Here is a 14,744-nt window from a genome sequence, read left to right on the forward strand (position 1 = left end):
AGTCATTCTTGTCGTTTGTATACGTAGCCGCTATTTTCAAATTGACTCAGTAATGAGTTTTCAGACACGTCCTAGTATATTTCGGAAATAAAAATAGCCCTTGCGGGGCCGTCGTACATAGTGGTGACAACTTGACAGGACATGGTGACGGTGATGATGAAGTCATTACCATATCCCTCCAACAGCTACCACCTGAAGTGCATAGAGTCGTATTTATTGTGAATATATTCCGTTTTTTCAGCTTTGGTAGACGTAAGGATTTCAGTATGGTGGACAATGCTTATATTCGAGTATTGGATGCGTCGCAAGATGAAGAGATTCTGCGATACAATTTGACAGAGGACTATAAAGGGATGTGCAGCATCCGTGTAGGTGAAGTATACCGCTATGGAGGCGAGTGGAAATTCGGTGCTATTGGAGAAGGAAGCACCATTACCTCCCTGAATGATCTTGTCAAAACGTATGAATAAGTATTTTTGATGTTAAGGAAAAACCCACGTCTGACGTGGGTTTTTATGCTAAATCTTCAATAGCCACCTGATACAGCAGAGAACCTTCACGGAACAGCAGGCGGTCTTTTCTGAAATCCTGTTCGTGCGGCTGAAGGAACTCTTGCTCGTCATTTAAAAAGCGAATGTGTTCTCCTTTGCTCAAGCTACCTGGCTTCACATTCTTTTTCAAGACATATTGTCCGTTCTTTCCATACCCGCCGTCGAACAAAAAGTGATACCCATCTGTAGCCACCCCGGAACAGCCGGAAATCCTCGGATTCATAAACGTAATCTTCGTACGATCGCTACCGGGAATGCACCCTAATGAAAAGTCTGAATAGTAATAAAACCAGATTTCCTGTTCGCTAACCACGTTCAAAGCATAGCAATCATAAATGTCTGCCGCTTGGTTCTCATATATTTTGTGTCCCTCTTTATTCCAGGCAACAAGGCCGGAGGACCCCACAGGCTCATTCCAACCATAATTCCCGAATATACCTTCATCAAAATAACTTGTCCAGATCGTACCTTCTTCTGTAACCTGAACACTCTGGATACCGTCTCCAAGCAGTAGTTCACTCACGGTACGACCTTCATAATCGATGATTTTACCATTTAAATCGTATTGGTCGGGTCCATAATAATGACACCGCGCTCCGACGAGCAGTAGATGATGATGTAGAGGCTGTACATAATGATAGTTAAACTGCTGCCCCTCCACACATACTTCTTCAATGTGATCGTCTATAATGAGTATCTTGTAAGTACGTCTCTCTTTAAGAGAGGCAGGCGTGAACATCCCCCGCACTCGTTCTGGGACTTTATCAATTAACAAAATATACACGCGCCCATCAGGGCCAAATTGGGTTGAAACGATCTCAAATCCTTCTATATTATTGGAAATATCAGCAAATAAATGAAGCTGTTTATCTAAATGTGACAATGTGGTGCCTCCTCTAAAAGATCAGTAAAGTGAAGTATGATTAGTACTTGACTTCATTTTGTCATAACGACATGCAGTTGAGGAGGGTGGAAGTATGGCGATATGGGGAGTAATTCCAAGAGATGAGTCATCGGCAAAAATATTGGGAACAAAAAAAGCCGGGTTCTGCTCATAATAGAAGCAACCCAGCTTGATCTTTATAACTGTCCCTCTTAAAGTGTCTGACCCTTGTCGGCCTTCTGCCATAAAGCCTCCGTCAGCTCATCGATCGTCTCCTTCATCGCCAGCTTCTCGCGCCAGTGACTCGGGATACCGCTTAGCCCGTAATAAGCTCCTGCAATTTGCCCATACACCGCCCCAGTCGTATCGGCGTCATCCCCCAAATTTACAGCCAGCAGTGCCCCCTCTTCAAATGAAGCCGAATGGTGAAATGCCCACAGCGCAGCCTCAAGGGAACGAATGACGTAACCAGTTCCTTGTATTTCAGGCGGCTCCTTAACCTTGTAAGATCCCTGAATGATTTCTTTAATGGCTGCCGAATAAGCTGGCTGTTCCTGCCGCCACTTATAGCAAACGTCGGATGATAACATGGATTCTTTGTCCGCTCCCCGCAGACCTGCCACAAGAATGGAAGCAAGCACAGCACAGGCCTCCACACTTTCGACTGCTCCATGGGTGGTTCGCGAGCTCAGCTCGGCGTACTTCACGGCCTCTTCCGGGAGGTTCGCATAGGCCATGGCAACAGGTGCGAGCCTCATAATCGAGCCATTACCGGCAGTCATGGGGTCAACGGACCCACTATACGGCTCTCCAGTGGCCTCGAAGCGATGCAGTGCTGCTCTCGTCGCACCACCGATATCAAAGCACGTTCCCGTACTACTCATATATCCCAGGTGGTACCAATTGGTGTAACGGCGCATTTGGTCTGCTGGATCAAAGCTATCTTTTTGTACCATACTCTCAGCCAAACAGAGTGCCATAGACGTATCGTCCGTCCACTGCCCCGCCTTTAACCCAAATACACCGCCGCCTACAATATCCGTTACTGGTTCAAATGTGCCTGGACTGCTAAATTCTACTGTGGTTCCCAAAGCATCACCCACAGCCAGCCCAACCAGGCATCCCAAAAAACGGTCCTTGATCAGTGTCATTTTGATGTACACTCCTTTAATAGTTGTTATAGCTAATGCATATTTCCCCATACACCTAGGAAGAAAGAAAGCCCGATACCGTCTTTTATTCGTAGCTTAAGGCTATACAACGGCTATCCGATTTCAATTCAACGAAAATTCCTGCCTCATCATGGTAAATGAGTGGAAATCGCTCCGTATCTACATGTTCCCGCACACCGCTTGAAAGCCGCCATACCTGAAGCGGGACCCCTTTTCCCCATAAGAATAATCGGTCGCCGCAAACGGCCATATCGGCTTGGGGATATGGATAAATCCCGTCTTCTTCAGGCTTACAATTTAGAGGCGGGATCGCAGGAAGCACACGTCGGTACCCAGGCTGAGTCATATCGAATAGGACAACCGCCGGTTCCACTCCTTCCTCTCCCCAATCTTCCTCCTCCAGTAAATCGGCATCCATCTGTCCCCAAACCGCCAATGTATCGGGTCCTGTCCAGCATACTGGCCCATCCCAATCTATAGTTTGCCAAAGATGGCGAACTGACGGACCATTCTCCGATTCCCATGGATTCAGCAGCCAATCGGATAATGACCAAGTTCGGACCACTCCTAAGGGAGCCCAAACCCATCCTGTATCTGCAATCCACTTTCCCTCTGGAGAAACCAGCAGCCTCCCATGAAAATAGTCTAGATAATGCTCAGCTTTATTTTCATTGTTATAAATAGGGGTTGGTCTTGATGCCAAAAGCATTCCGGTTTCTACATCCGTCAAATCCAGACGATTCCATTCCGTTCCGTGAACAAGGATACATGCACCGTCTTGATGTACAAATGCCAGGGGAAACATACTTTTATCATAGTGGTATTCGTCCCGTGATAATTGCATTTTTTCTTGAGCATGGACTAAATCATACACTGCCGCATGTCGGCCAAAACGATTGGATATGGCTACGTACTTGCCATCAGGACTAGTCACCATTTGGACAGGTTGCAGAGGATTAAAATCAGGGATACAAATATGTGTACATAATTCTGCGCTGCCAGAGCGAAGTTCTAGTCTCCACAGTTCTGCCTGTGTGTTTAGTGCCAGCAAGGTTATGCTTCCCTGAGAGCCACCTTTTACAGGATGAATGGCCGTAAGACGTCCGATCGTCTGTGGTAAATCGGGTAAAGAAACGTGATGAAATGGCATCATTTAACCCCTTTTAATCTGGATAAATAATAATTTATACCCGTATTTGTGAAGCTGGATTTATCGACAAAAAATCTGAGTTCAAGCAATGCAGATAATACTTTCATAAAAACTCCCGGTTTTTTCTTGCAAAAACATTTAAAATATGTAATTTCGCTAGGATTACTTTTGAGAACAAAATAGGAATAATTCATCAAGATCATAGTGGAGATGAACTGCTCTGTTGGAGATTGATGCTCATTGATACAGTCGATCAGAACCTCTAATACCCTATTTTTATTAGAGTTATAGGCTTGTATAAACATCGTTGCTTCTGCAAACGGCTTGTTAAAATCGTCATACGGAAAATCATACACATCATGACTGCCCAGGATGAAGTTCACCAACTGACCTTGCAAAATTTTTATTTTTCCTAGCGCTGCCCGGGTATCCATATCCATCTCATTTTTGTTAATATGCTCATGCAAAATGTCAATTAGAATGTGCAAATCATACTGCTGTGCGTCTTCCATACTGTACATCAGCTTATTATTTTCAATCGTTAGACGATCATAAATATCATCCCCTAAACCCAGTTCAAATAAGAGCTGGTGAAGAAAAAATAGCCTGTCCTGAGTAAGCGAGAATTCATTGCCTCCCTCTGCTAGGTGTGAAACCTGATATTGATAATAGAAACAACATAAGTTTTTTCGGCTATAAACAGCATCTTTATGTATATCAAAAACGTTAAACATGAGCGAAAGCAAACGAATCAGACGTTCAGCATCCGCTACACTTAGAATGGGATGATCCATTTTTGTAAATAGCGACCTGTCAAACAGATCATGCCATCGCACTAAAGAAATATGATCCTGCTCGTTTATATTCAGAGTTAATACTCTTAAATTTTGCTCTTGATCAGGATAGGAATAAAATAGATATTCATGATCTTCATCAGAAATACGCTCATTAAAATAGGCTCTTAATTTGTAATCGTATATTTTAGAAAATGACATTTCTCTCCTCCTTGCATAGCAAGCCAAACTTCATGTTGAACCTGGCATCACACATTAATCCGAACTCCTATATTGTAAAATTAATCTGGATCGACTGGCAAGGCGGCATAAATACAGAAACATATGTTCTTCCTTTCTATATTATGATATCTTTATGCTAGGAATGAAACGTTATGACGAAGATCATAGCCTACGATTAGAAAGGAATGAACACCTATGAAACAGCTAAGCGAAGCTCTGACCCGGTTTGTACAACAACAAAACCTGTATAATGCAGCCTACGGGCTGTTCCAAGACCACGACATCCAGCCCCGGACGGAGAACCTGACAGATTGCTGGGACAACCGCATACCTATATCCCCTGAGCTTGAGTACCTATATAACCACTATGAAATGATCGATGCTAAGGCAGCGGGAACACACAAATTAAAAAATGCAGCCGTTGAAATCGGGGATGCTGCTGTTCTCTTTTTTGTCGCACCAGAACATTTATATCGCCAACAGCTGGGCTATCGCTTCATTACATCTGGAGAGCTTGTTCATGAGTCATCTTCGTGGCCATCCCATCATGTTGTAATTGCCACGTTTAATGATGATCCAGTCATTGTCGATATTAGCGCACCCGGTTCCCCTGTATATGCTGCATTTGAAGGTGGGGCTGCGCAGCAGATTGCTGACTCTTTAGCTAACTTCTTTACGGCTCTTTCCATCCTGATTGAAGGTGCCTGTACCTTTAAGGGAGAATTGATAGATGAAGATACATACGAAACCAAAGCAGCATATATCGAGCACGTTAAACCATTGCTGCATCATGTGTTGGGTGAAAACCAAACCACGTATTTGCTGAATTACCTATCCCTTTGTTAGAAATCCTATCGGTTGAAGAGAGGTGGGGCTTTTTATGATCTATATCGCATTACTGCGGGGCATTAATGTTGGCGGCAACAACAAGATCGAGATGAAGAAGCTCAAGCAAACGTTTGAACATGCAGGTATGGGGCATGTAACGACTTACATTAATTCTGGAAACATTATTTTTTCCAGTCAGGAGCGGCCCAACCAGGAGCTATCGCTCATACTGGAACAGGCGATTCTGGAGGATTTTAGCTTACCTATCCGCGTCATCGTCCGTAATATGAAGGAGATTCAGAGCATTATGGAGGCCCTGCCGAATGAATGGGCTAATGATACACAGATGAAAAGTGATGTAATGTTTCTGTGGGATGAGATTAACGATATTTCTGTTCTGGACAAGCTTCCCTTGAAACCGGGAATTGGGCATGTCATATATACAACCGGGGCCGTTCTGTTTTCTGTCAGCAAGGAACAAGTCACAAAAAGCGGGTTAACAAAATTAGTGGGCACCAAGCTGTATCAGCAAATGACGGTGCGGAATGTGAACACAGCACGCCAGATTTATAAGCTGATGCAATTGGCTGAACAGGAAGAGTTGCAGGATACGAGCTCCTGACGGTAGTCGTGATTAAATAGGGATAGGCAAGATCAAAAACTCGCCAAAACTCATTAAAAAAATTATCTATATAAATCAACAATTTCTGATACTATAGGCATAGAGATTTTGCTAAACTGGAAGGGTTCTCAGACGAAGAGGGACACCTATCATCAGCATGAACTAAACACTGAATAATGGGAGAAAAAACACTGTGACAAACCTACAAAATCAAAAACAAGTATATATAATCCACGGCTACACAGCTTCGCCAACAGATCATTGGTTTCCTTGGTTACAAGATAAATTACAGGAAGACGGGGTTTCGGTAAATATACTAGATATGCCCAACTCGCAAGCCCCCAAACTTAATGAGTGGATTGAGCACCTATTGCAAAATATTAAAGCCCTACATAAAGACACCTATTTTATTGGTCATAGCTTGGGTTGTGTATCCATATTAAGATACCTGCAGCAAGTCAACATCCCTGAACCACTAGGTGGCGCCGTTTTCGTTTCCGGTTTTACTGACCCAGTGCCAAGCCTGCCGTCATTAGATGAATTTACAAATGACCATTTAGATCATCAGCAGATCACGGATTCGCTAAAAGCGCGTGTAGTTATAGCTTCAAAGGACGACGCAATTGTCCCCTTTGCACTTAGTAAGAAACTAGCGGAAGATATCCGGGCTGATTTTCACGAATTAGATCATGGAGGGCATTTTTTGCAAAGTGACGGCTTTACCACTTTACCGATCGTCTATCAAGTTTTAATAGAAATGATGAATGAAAATAGGTAGCGATAAAAACCCGCAAAATAGACCTGGCAAAAAGGGTCCAGCTTGCGGGTTTTACATTTTCTACTGGATGAACTATGGATAATAAAGCGTATGTTTAGTCAAGGTATCAATATAAAGCCCATTTTTCCGTGCATAGCTCTATAAAAGAATGAGCAACCTGTTCACATTCGTCATACCCCAGACTGCCGGAATGAGCAAAAAGAATGGGATATTCGTTATTTGTTTTTTCCTCTCTCATATCAAACATATAGTGGTTTCCGCACCCATCCATCGCAAACGACACGGCACCTGGCATATACTCTGGCAGCTCGTAGGCAAGGTTCATTTCTCTCAAATCTTCGGTATTGAAAAATTGAAAATAACGTTCTCCATTTTGAAATTCCCCGCCGTTAGAGTATTTCAGAAATTCTATGTAACGATCAGGAAATTGTCCTTGGGGCAAATGCCAGTTAACAGGATCTAGCGGTTTATATTGATCGTAAAATGGAGACGATTTCGGAAAAGGGTTCACTTGTCTTTGTTGGATTTCGTGAATCTCCTGCTCCGATAGCTTGATATTCCATGTCTTCAAGAAAGTCGCGATTTGTTCAGCCGTTGCTTCCGGACATTTTACAAACTGTTGCTCAAAGCGAATACTCCACATCATAACCACCCTCCCTACCTTGGTGTCTCTAAGAGTTGTTGTTTCTACCTTCCCTATCTTTTTCAACCCATTCAGCCAAACTTTCATGAGGTTGAAGGTTCTCACGTCTGTAGTAATAAACAGTTTTGAGCTCGTAATCCCAGCTTTCCGCAGCAATAAAAAATCGGGTGCCAAACGTTTGATCTTCCATACAAATCACAGGCCCCTCATGAAATCCGTAAGAGACGGTTTTTAATAATTCCAATTCCTTGTCATTCGCCAGTCTAAAGCACTCAATTGAAAATACACCGCCCGGACAGGAAAGGAACGAGACCTCGTAAAATGTGATCTCTATGTTGTGATAATAGCTAAAGTCAAAGCTCCCTGCTAGTACCAGCTTGGGGCGACTTGTATAATCATAAATGTAAAAATGATCAATGTTATTTTGAGAAAGTATTGCATTCAGTTGCATCAGTTTGGATGGAATGGAATGATTCATGATCTACGCCTCCTCTCCTTTAGCGGGTTAGCCCCTATCTATTACCGTCTGCCACGCTTCTGTTACATTTATAGGAGATTTATGGCTGGTCTCTCCGCCACCTTCCTGAGTCCATAGCGGTGGATAATAAGCAAATACCTCTTCTGGCTGAAGTTGCTCCATATCCGCCTGCCAACCATTCCAGCGGAATGTCTGGTAGAACAAGCTCAAATCTCCCTCAGCCAACCAATTCAAGAAACCGGAATAGGCCAGCTCTGTGGATTCCCACTCCAATGTATCCGGTGCAAAATAATAGATATGGCCGCTGCGTCCAAACTTCCCTGTGTCCAGCCCAAAGAAGCCACCTGCTGCATCATAGGCTACAATCAGCATTCCCTCAAGTGCAGAAACGCTCGCTGGCTCTTGCAGTCCGTTCCATGAAGCCAAGCTACCGTAAATTCCGGGCCCGCCTGCACCCAGTAAGGTGATCCATCCGTGATCAAACATGATCCCCCCTGTTTCATAGGCAACCGTTCCCAAGTACGATTTTGTACTTACCTGCAAACGGTAGAGTGTATCTACTCTCGTAGATTCCGATTCTGCCGATACAATGCGATATGGATTATCCCCTTCTTGCAGAATATTTTTGACCTCTTCCCATGCATGGTTGTCCTGATCCACCAGCTCATCAACCGTTAACGTACGCATGTTCATTCCCCTTCCTGTATTTCAATGTCCATCTTTCAACCCGTGAACTGATTTTTGAAAACCTGCGTTTGCTCTAGAATCACCCACTGATTCTGCTCGTCGTACCCTTGTACAATCGCTGTGATCTCATGTCTTGGATACATCCACTCGGATGGGGTCTTTTCCGCATATGAATGGGTGTCTGCCAATCCGACTGCATTGTGCTGGAAAATATGAATAAGTGTGCCATGTGGGAAAAAGGCTTCAATATACCCCTTTACCTTAGTCCCAACGGGCAGTTCATTTTTGATTTGCTGCCATTCCTTGTTGAAAGTGTGAAGATTGTTGGACCAGACTTCTTCAAACTCTTTTTTTGTGATTTTCGTATAATAAGGCTCTGTATCATCAATCGCTTTCTCGGCCAACAAGAAATGATACTGCTCATGCTTGCGATTAGAAGCAATATACGTACCGTCATCCTGGATAACAATTTGCCGATAAGCTACGCCATCTGAATCTATTTCAAAGTACCAGGTTCCCATGCCTGGTTCCGGACAATCTTTAAGATATTTCATTGGCCCCTCCTATAAGGATGTATAACTGCATCATTTCGTCTTTCTTTTTCCGCTATAGGTCCTTGTCAAATAATCGAGATATTCCGAACGCGTCAGTCCTCCCGTTTGGCGGTTGAACTCATCGTACGAAATATCTTCCGGGAATCCGAATTCGGCCAGTGCTTTTCGACGCTCCTTCCGATACAACGGGTTAGCCAGCGTGCGGTGCCACTCCCGCTCTTCCCAAGGACCAAAACAGTCCGTAAAGATACCTGAAAACACACCGTGATCTAAAAAATCTCGCGCAGACTTGAACACTGTCTCCCCTTCCGGTTTGGAAATTGTGCCCGTTCCCCAGGACAGCCTATATATTTTTTCCTTACTGCTATCCGTGCTGCTGCCGTAACCAATCGGAAACACAATATCTTCTTCCGCCAACGGTTTATGCCCTACTCGCTCGTAGGCCCCACGCATAAAGGAATCATCCATGACAATCCAGGTTGTATCCGATAACGGGGCGGCTGTGATGGATTCTAAAGTTATTGAACGGTCACGACTTGTACACAAATACGGACGTACGAATAAAGGCATCGTCATGACACTGTTCCATATGCTCTCCTTTGCAAACAGCTGATCCTTTTGCATTTGGCGCAAATCACCGACGACCAGTACATACCCATCTGTAAAAAGGTCTATTTCCACACGAAAGATGTCTCCCGGGATAGTTTTATAGCGCTGGTTTTTCATATGCTTTAATCGATCCAGCTTCCGATCATAGTCTTTAGGCACAAGCGACGGGTAACGTTGAAGCCAATCGATAATCTCTTCTTTACTATGTAAATGCTCACATCCAGTGATGGGCAATTTCACACCAGTTTTGCTATTCACAGCAGTAACATAACTAATAGGACGATCTCTTCGAATACCTGCTGAAAAGGTCACACCTTCTGCTGCGATGCTAGAAACACTTGTAAAATTCAGTTTTTTCTCTTTGCCACGAGCCGTTTTAGGCAGAACAAATACCCGATCACGGGTAAAAATCTCTACATCCGCTTCTCCATAAGCATCCTCAGTGGAAGAAATTCGCTTGCGAATAACATCTCCATCCATACAAATAAAATATCCTTCTTTAATTTCTACCACGTCCCAATGCTCCTCCAGTGTCTCCAGTCCGAAGTAGGGTCGTAACGCGTTGGTTAACCAACTATTCATCTGCTCCTCCTGTTCCGAGTACCATTCAGTAGACTTCATCTCTGTTATTCCAAAAATTATAACATAATACGGCGTGCAACTCGTTTATTCCTATACTGTTCCAGCTTGAGCCAACTCCTCCTGAATCCAGCTACTGCTGGTAGACAGTTGCAGCAAGTCGTCCGCAATCTGTTTGACCTGTTCTTGCAGCACGTGTGGCTGATCGGTTCCTTCCAGAAAACGACTTAAAAAATGAAGAAATACGTCTACCTTTCTAAGCAGCATTAACACAGGCAAAGCATCAATCTCAGCGTGGCTCAAACGAACCTGGCGGCAGAAGCCTCGGCAAAACTCACGAACAGCTGTCGTCTCCTCCAGTTGTCCCAAAAATCCTGATAAGATGACCGCCGGCTCCATCACCCGAACGTCTAGCGTGCAAAATTCAAAATCAAGCAGTGCAGCGACTTGACTAGGATTGGATTTTTTTACTAACAAATTAGAAGCATTCAAATCACCATGTACAAGCTGATGCGGCAACTCTTCCAATGCATGAAGTGAATCTATAATCTCTTCATATACTTTTCCTATCAAACGCAGCTCCTCATGTAAATCTTTTAGAGGCTCCGGCGGGTTTAAACAAAAGCCTTGGATTACTTCCCGGTTACATAATGGATAGGATTGCTGCAAAGCATAATACGGCCGATAGACTGGGATCATACCAAGTTTGAATGTTGCAAGCAAAGCAGATAGTTCACCAGCAGCCTCGCCAAAAGAATAGGCAAAGCTTGCATCCTGCTCGGTTGGAGATATGCCTTCTATGTATTCGAACAAACATACATATTTGCCCCTTTTCTCCTCAACCTGTGCAAGTGTCTCTCCTGTAATCGTTCGGATTGGCATTGGAACCCTGAATGATAGAGACCGCCTGCTCAGCTCCTGCAAAACCGCATGCTCAAATTCGATTTTGTTCCGATCCCTGTGCGTATCGTAGATGCGCAGTACCCCACTTCGCCCACCACTCTTAACAAAATACGTCGTGTTATTCCAGCCTCCAGCTCGTCTCTGCAATGTTCCATTCCACTCTGGCCAGTTCCGTCTTAGTATCGCTTCCAAGGTTCTCCCCCCTGTACATCCTAGCTTATGAATTTGCAGCTATTATAACAAATAGAGTCACCCATTAGAATTGGACGTCTATCCCATTTGGCGCACTCCTCTCACAAAAGGAAATCGCTTGTTTTTTGTACATATGGATTGTAGTATTAAGCCGATCAGTGAAAGGAGAATTACAGTAATGGAAACGAACTACAAAAAGCTGCTGGATCAGATGATGGCACCCTATGATGAAATGCTGCAGAGTCTAATAAGTGATCACGCCGATTTTTCGAAGGTTGACTATTTGGAGCAACACAGTGAGGAATATGGAAAAAGTGATGCCAATTATACGAATCGCTTGAAGGTGCTTTTGGCTATGTATAATCATGAGGATCGATATGCCCCGCATTATGAACCGATTGTGAGAAGACTGCTCGTTAATGAGATTATAGATAGGGAAACGAACAGTTTTCAGGGGATTGGCGATGCTCTATACTACGCCGTTTTTTTACTGCAAAAGTATGAGCGTGAGCAGGACCAAATTTTGTTCCAGCAGGCCAAGAAGGCCAATTTTGATACATATGCCGGGTTTGACCCTGTGTTGATTTTGGAAACATATTTATTCAGCAAAGATACAGCTGATCTTGAAGATTGCATCAATATCGCAAGTGAACTCGGGGAAGATGTATATCTATCATTATTTATCGATTTGTGGATCAGGGAGCAGGCGGATTGGAACAAAGAAAATTTGCAGACACTCGTTTATCATGAGAGATGGCGCAACCATGCAGAAGGTGAAATTGAAGCTCTCAAAAAGCTGGCCGAAATGGAGAAAATAGAAGAAAATTCTAGTAACTACTGTTCTACTGCATCCAGCTTGGCAGAAAAGCTCATTGAAACAGGACGATGGGATGAAGCTTGGGAAACGATGGCAACCATCATTCCGCTTATTACGAAGGAAAAAGAATGGTTCCTGTACGGACTTGGCCGCAATATAATTACAGCCTGTATCCACATCATCATGCATTTTGGAGCAAAAAGCCGACAGGCCGCTTCGTTATGGCAAACGATAAAAGGGGTTCTTCAACCTGCCGCTAACAATATGGGGACCATTCAATATCAGCTTGCTGTATCTGTCAGCAAATTTATGGGTGATACCAAATTGGAGCAAAAGTTACTCAGGATTCAGAAGCACCGTCAATAATCCAGTTGCCATAAGGAGCCTGTCGCATGCAATGTAAAGAACGAGGCATTTGACCCAGCAGCTCGCTTTCCAGTTGCCCCTCGAAGCGAGGGGCAGCGAAAATACGGATTGCAGTGCATTGCCTTCCTCTACAGATTTCCGGTCACGATAATACCATCTGCTTGCTTCAAATGCGCTCTGACCCATGCTGTAAAGGAATCGATAAATATGCGTAATTCTGGCTCCTTGGCAGGCCAAGGAGCCAATTCTGTTAATATTTCATGCCATACCGACGCCTGAATCGGATTATCCCAGCAGGCATCAAAAGTCTCATACGTTTCCCCCGTGTCAGGATCGACAAGTGGATATTTGGGCTTTAACACAGACAGCACAATATCAAAGTCATCTGCGTAGATGAAGAGCATCTCCTCCAGCTTTGGCTCATCTGTATCACCATAGCGTAGCGGTTCAAAAGTATATCCAATATTGGCTCTTGGACCACTATAGCGATAGATTAGTGTCTGAATCTCTTTTTTGTCCTTCTTACTCAATTTCATCTACTCCTTTCTTCGGCTACAACTCGAACCAATCCGCAGCGCATTTCTCTTCTTCCAGTGCCCTACACATTCCTTCCCTTAACCTCATCGCATCTCCGCCGCCGATATGAAATAGACAATAGATATAAGGTTCATCATCTTCTAACCCTTCAATATTTCTTGCCTCTTCCACTGAAATCAGAAGCGCTTCAGGCCAATCAGAATTATTCTGAAGCAGAACAAAGCCATCCTCATCCCTTTGCATCCGATATCCCTCAATCCTAGGCAATGCTTCAGCTAGGCGTTCCATTAGCGCTTTAATATCCTTAACATCTGCGACCTTAATTCCATACTCCCACCCCATCTGCACTCCTCCAATTTTATAAACTCCTCCTTAATTAGGACCACCCCTAAATCGGGTTTCACTTTCTCATTCACCTCAGAAAATTCACTTGGGTTCAGTCATAGTCCGCATATAAGAGGTATTCCTTACAATGCCTGCATTGAAATAAATAGCCTCGGAATGATCCGTCACGTTCCATGCTTTCCTGCATTCGATTCTTAGCTTCTTCTTCATGACCCAAAGACAAAATAGGCATAAACATCAGGTTGACATCATTTTCTATCCCTCTACTGACAAGCTCCTTCCAGCCCACAAAATCTATAAAAACACAGTAGTCATCACAGTGATCCAGCCACGCGGCGGTCTGCCATGCCTCATAACCGGGAGTCCGATGCAGTAGCTCATCCAGTTTTGCTTCCTCTAGTTGTGCACAGCAAGCAGGATCATGAAATGTTCCCTGTAGCATGCTCGCAGCGCTGCCATTCGCAATACACCAAGGACAGATCGCCTCATATGAAATTACTGTATAAAAGGGACCTAAGTACCAGATATCAGTCTGCCGTCCACAACAGGAACACGTTTTTAAAAAGCCTGATTTAAAGACCTGAGTACGTACAGGGTCTTGATGATAAGTAAACACAGGGAGATCGGGAGTTTTCTTGCGCCTCGCTGCTTTGATTAAAGGCTTAATCACCGGCGGTCGAATCGGGCTATCAATCATCCCTTGAATACTCCACTGTTTCTTCAAATCTGCTTTACTTTTCCGATTCATGACAGACATAAAAATCTCTAGTGCCTCTTCGTATTGATGCAGATGAAGATATAACTCTGTCAAAATTCTGGCAGCCTGCTCGCTTCCTAGGTCCTCAAGCTCTTCCTTCAATTGGTACATGGCTTGGATAGCCTCGGGACTGGGTGCATACAAGCTGTGTTTTTTGTTTAAAGCCACCCATTTTTGCTGGATGTCCACAAGCTCTTCACTTCCTTCTGATTTTCCTGAAATTTCTTATAACTTATTATAATAGATATAGGCTTCCGGAGAGTATACCTCGGAAGCC

17 protein-coding genes and 1 pseudogene are annotated in these 14,744 nt (G+C 43.9%); 5 read left to right on the forward strand and 13 right to left on the reverse strand.

The genetic code is table 11. The features are described 5' to 3' along the window. Nucleotides 1-83: 83 nt before the first annotated feature. A pseudogene (locus tag AC5V8P_RS14890) lies at nucleotides 84-470 on the forward strand (TerD family protein); the annotation flags it as partial. Between the two features lie 43 nt (nucleotides 471-513). Here the strand turns inward: AC5V8P_RS14890 and AC5V8P_RS14895 are convergent. The 4 genes from AC5V8P_RS14895 to AC5V8P_RS14910 all read right to left on the reverse strand — a co-directional run bounded on the left by AC5V8P_RS14895 (nucleotide 514) and on the right by AC5V8P_RS14910 (nucleotide 4,751). Continuing rightward, the gene (locus tag AC5V8P_RS14895; protein WP_064796987.1) at nucleotides 514-1,434 is read right to left on the reverse strand and encodes a YxiH-YxzG fusion protein; all 921 of its coding nucleotides are present in this window, start codon (nucleotides 1,432-1,434) and stop codon (nucleotides 514-516) included. Nucleotides 1,435-1,646: 212 nt separating this feature from the next. Further along, nucleotides 1,647-2,585: an ADP-ribosylglycohydrolase family protein gene (locus AC5V8P_RS14900; RefSeq protein WP_064796986.1), complete on the reverse strand. Its 939-nt coding sequence runs from the start codon at nucleotides 2,583-2,585 to the stop codon at nucleotides 1,647-1,649. An 85-nt stretch (nucleotides 2,586-2,670) separates the two neighbouring features. Then, complete coding sequence (locus AC5V8P_RS14905; protein WP_064796985.1) at nucleotides 2,671-3,756, reverse strand: hypothetical protein; 1,086 nt, start codon at nucleotides 3,754-3,756, stop codon at nucleotides 2,671-2,673. Beyond that, a complete protein-coding gene (locus AC5V8P_RS14910; RefSeq protein ID WP_064796984.1) occupies nucleotides 3,756-4,751 on the reverse strand; it encodes a hypothetical protein in 996 nt (331 codons plus the stop codon). Before AC5V8P_RS14910 ends, AC5V8P_RS14905 begins: the two co-directional genes overlap by 1 nt. Nucleotides 4,752-4,967: 216 nt before the next feature. Between AC5V8P_RS14910 and AC5V8P_RS14915 the strand changes: the two genes are divergently transcribed. From AC5V8P_RS14915 to AC5V8P_RS14925, 3 genes are all read left to right on the forward strand, one after another. Beyond that, nucleotides 4,968-5,618 carry a hypothetical protein gene (locus AC5V8P_RS14915; protein ID WP_064796983.1) on the forward strand — a complete coding sequence of 217 codons (651 nt, stop codon included), beginning with the start codon at nucleotides 4,968-4,970 and terminating at the stop codon, nucleotides 5,616-5,618. Nucleotides 5,619-5,652: 34 nt separating this feature from the next. After that, nucleotides 5,653-6,222 carry a DUF1697 domain-containing protein gene (locus AC5V8P_RS14920; protein ID WP_063208555.1) on the forward strand — a complete coding sequence of 190 codons (570 nt, stop codon included), beginning with the start codon at nucleotides 5,653-5,655 and terminating at the stop codon, nucleotides 6,220-6,222. 193 nt (nucleotides 6,223-6,415) lie between these two features. After that, nucleotides 6,416-7,000, forward strand: coding sequence for an RBBP9/YdeN family alpha/beta hydrolase (locus tag AC5V8P_RS14925; RefSeq protein WP_064796982.1), 585 nt, complete (start codon nucleotides 6,416-6,418; stop codon nucleotides 6,998-7,000). A 106-nt stretch (nucleotides 7,001-7,106) separates the two neighbouring features. Here the strand turns inward: AC5V8P_RS14925 and AC5V8P_RS14930 are convergent, their stop codons facing one another. From AC5V8P_RS14930 to AC5V8P_RS14955, 6 genes are all read right to left on the reverse strand, one after another. Then, nucleotides 7,107-7,643 carry an SMI1/KNR4 family protein gene (locus tag AC5V8P_RS14930; RefSeq protein WP_064796981.1) on the reverse strand — a complete coding sequence of 179 codons (537 nt, stop codon included), beginning with the start codon at nucleotides 7,641-7,643 and terminating at the stop codon, nucleotides 7,107-7,109. A 28-nt stretch (nucleotides 7,644-7,671) separates the two neighbouring features. Further along, the gene (locus AC5V8P_RS14935; protein ID WP_063208549.1) at nucleotides 7,672-8,121 is read right to left on the reverse strand and encodes a hypothetical protein; all 450 of its coding nucleotides are present in this window, start codon (nucleotides 8,119-8,121) and stop codon (nucleotides 7,672-7,674) included. A gap of 27 nt (nucleotides 8,122-8,148) precedes the next feature. Further along, nucleotides 8,149-8,808, reverse strand: a complete 660-nt coding sequence (locus AC5V8P_RS14940) for a DUF2625 domain-containing protein (RefSeq protein WP_064796980.1) — start codon at nucleotides 8,806-8,808, stop codon at nucleotides 8,149-8,151. Between the two features lie 35 nt (nucleotides 8,809-8,843). Then, nucleotides 8,844-9,362, reverse strand: coding sequence for a hypothetical protein (locus AC5V8P_RS14945; RefSeq protein ID WP_063208545.1), 519 nt, complete (start codon nucleotides 9,360-9,362; stop codon nucleotides 8,844-8,846). 30 nt (nucleotides 9,363-9,392) lie between these two features. Beyond that, nucleotides 9,393-10,553 carry an immunity 26/phosphotriesterase HocA family protein gene (locus tag AC5V8P_RS14950; protein WP_064796979.1) on the reverse strand — a complete coding sequence of 387 codons (1,161 nt, stop codon included), beginning with the start codon at nucleotides 10,551-10,553 and terminating at the stop codon, nucleotides 9,393-9,395. A gap of 90 nt (nucleotides 10,554-10,643) precedes the next feature. Beyond that, the gene (locus tag AC5V8P_RS14955) at nucleotides 10,644-11,645 is read right to left on the reverse strand and encodes a phosphotransferase (protein ID WP_064796978.1); all 1,002 of its coding nucleotides are present in this window, start codon (nucleotides 11,643-11,645) and stop codon (nucleotides 10,644-10,646) included. Nucleotides 11,646-11,823: 178 nt separating this feature from the next. Here AC5V8P_RS14955 and AC5V8P_RS14960 point away from each other — a divergent pair, with 178 nt between their 5' ends. Then, on the forward strand, nucleotides 11,824-12,828 hold the full coding sequence (locus tag AC5V8P_RS14960) for a hypothetical protein (RefSeq protein WP_064796977.1): 1,005 nt from the start codon (nucleotides 11,824-11,826) through the stop codon (nucleotides 12,826-12,828). Between the two features lie 128 nt (nucleotides 12,829-12,956). On the opposite strand, the gene AC5V8P_RS14965 is transcribed toward AC5V8P_RS14960, so the two are convergent. From AC5V8P_RS14965 to AC5V8P_RS14975, 3 genes are all read right to left on the reverse strand, one after another. Beyond that, entirely contained in the window at nucleotides 12,957-13,358 is a 402-nt protein-coding gene (locus AC5V8P_RS14965) for a hypothetical protein (RefSeq protein WP_064796976.1), read from the reverse strand. A gap of 22 nt (nucleotides 13,359-13,380) precedes the next feature. Then, nucleotides 13,381-13,707 (reverse strand): hypothetical protein, encoded by a 327-nt coding sequence (locus AC5V8P_RS14970; RefSeq protein ID WP_064796975.1) that lies wholly within the window; start codon nucleotides 13,705-13,707, stop codon nucleotides 13,381-13,383. 94 nt (nucleotides 13,708-13,801) lie between these two features. Beyond that, the gene (locus AC5V8P_RS14975) at nucleotides 13,802-14,656 is read right to left on the reverse strand and encodes a CbrC family protein (protein ID WP_231116850.1); all 855 of its coding nucleotides are present in this window, start codon (nucleotides 14,654-14,656) and stop codon (nucleotides 13,802-13,804) included. Nucleotides 14,657-14,744: the final 88 nt, after the last annotated feature.

It is taken from the genome of Paenibacillus sp. N119s (assembly GCF_059447605.1).

What these genes read in the sequence shown, in the direction of transcription:
- AC5V8P_RS14900 (WP_064796986.1), bottom strand. Translation starts at nt 2,585, where the DNA reads ATGACACTGATCAAGGACCGTTTTTTGGGATGCCTGGTTGGGCTGGCT.
- AC5V8P_RS14905 (WP_064796985.1), bottom strand. Translation starts at nt 3,756, where the DNA reads ATGCCATTTCATCACGTTTCTTTACCCGATTTACCACAGACGATCGGA.
- AC5V8P_RS14910 (WP_064796984.1), bottom strand. Translation starts at nt 4,751, where the DNA reads ATGTCATTTTCTAAAATATACGATTACAAATTAAGAGCCTATTTTAAT.
- AC5V8P_RS14915 (WP_064796983.1), top strand. Translation starts at nt 4,968, where the DNA reads ATGAAACAGCTAAGCGAAGCTCTGACCCGGTTTGTACAACAACAAAAC.
- AC5V8P_RS14920 (WP_063208555.1), top strand. Translation starts at nt 5,653, where the DNA reads ATGATCTATATCGCATTACTGCGGGGCATTAATGTTGGCGGCAACAAC.
- AC5V8P_RS14930 (WP_064796981.1), bottom strand. Translation starts at nt 7,643, where the DNA reads ATGTGGAGTATTCGCTTTGAGCAACAGTTTGTAAAATGTCCGGAAGCA.
- AC5V8P_RS14935 (WP_063208549.1), bottom strand. Translation starts at nt 8,121, where the DNA reads ATGAATCATTCCATTCCATCCAAACTGATGCAACTGAATGCAATACTT.
- AC5V8P_RS14940 (WP_064796980.1), bottom strand. Translation starts at nt 8,808, where the DNA reads ATGCGTACGTTAACGGTTGATGAGCTGGTGGATCAGGACAACCATGCA.
- AC5V8P_RS14945 (WP_063208545.1), bottom strand. Translation starts at nt 9,362, where the DNA reads ATGAAATATCTTAAAGATTGTCCGGAACCAGGCATGGGAACCTGGTAC.
- AC5V8P_RS14950 (WP_064796979.1), bottom strand. Translation starts at nt 10,553, where the DNA reads ATGAATAGTTGGTTAACCAACGCGTTACGACCCTACTTCGGACTGGAG.
- AC5V8P_RS14960 (WP_064796977.1), top strand. Translation starts at nt 11,824, where the DNA reads ATGGAAACGAACTACAAAAAGCTGCTGGATCAGATGATGGCACCCTAT.
- AC5V8P_RS14970 (WP_064796975.1), bottom strand. Translation starts at nt 13,707, where the DNA reads ATGGGGTGGGAGTATGGAATTAAGGTCGCAGATGTTAAGGATATTAAA.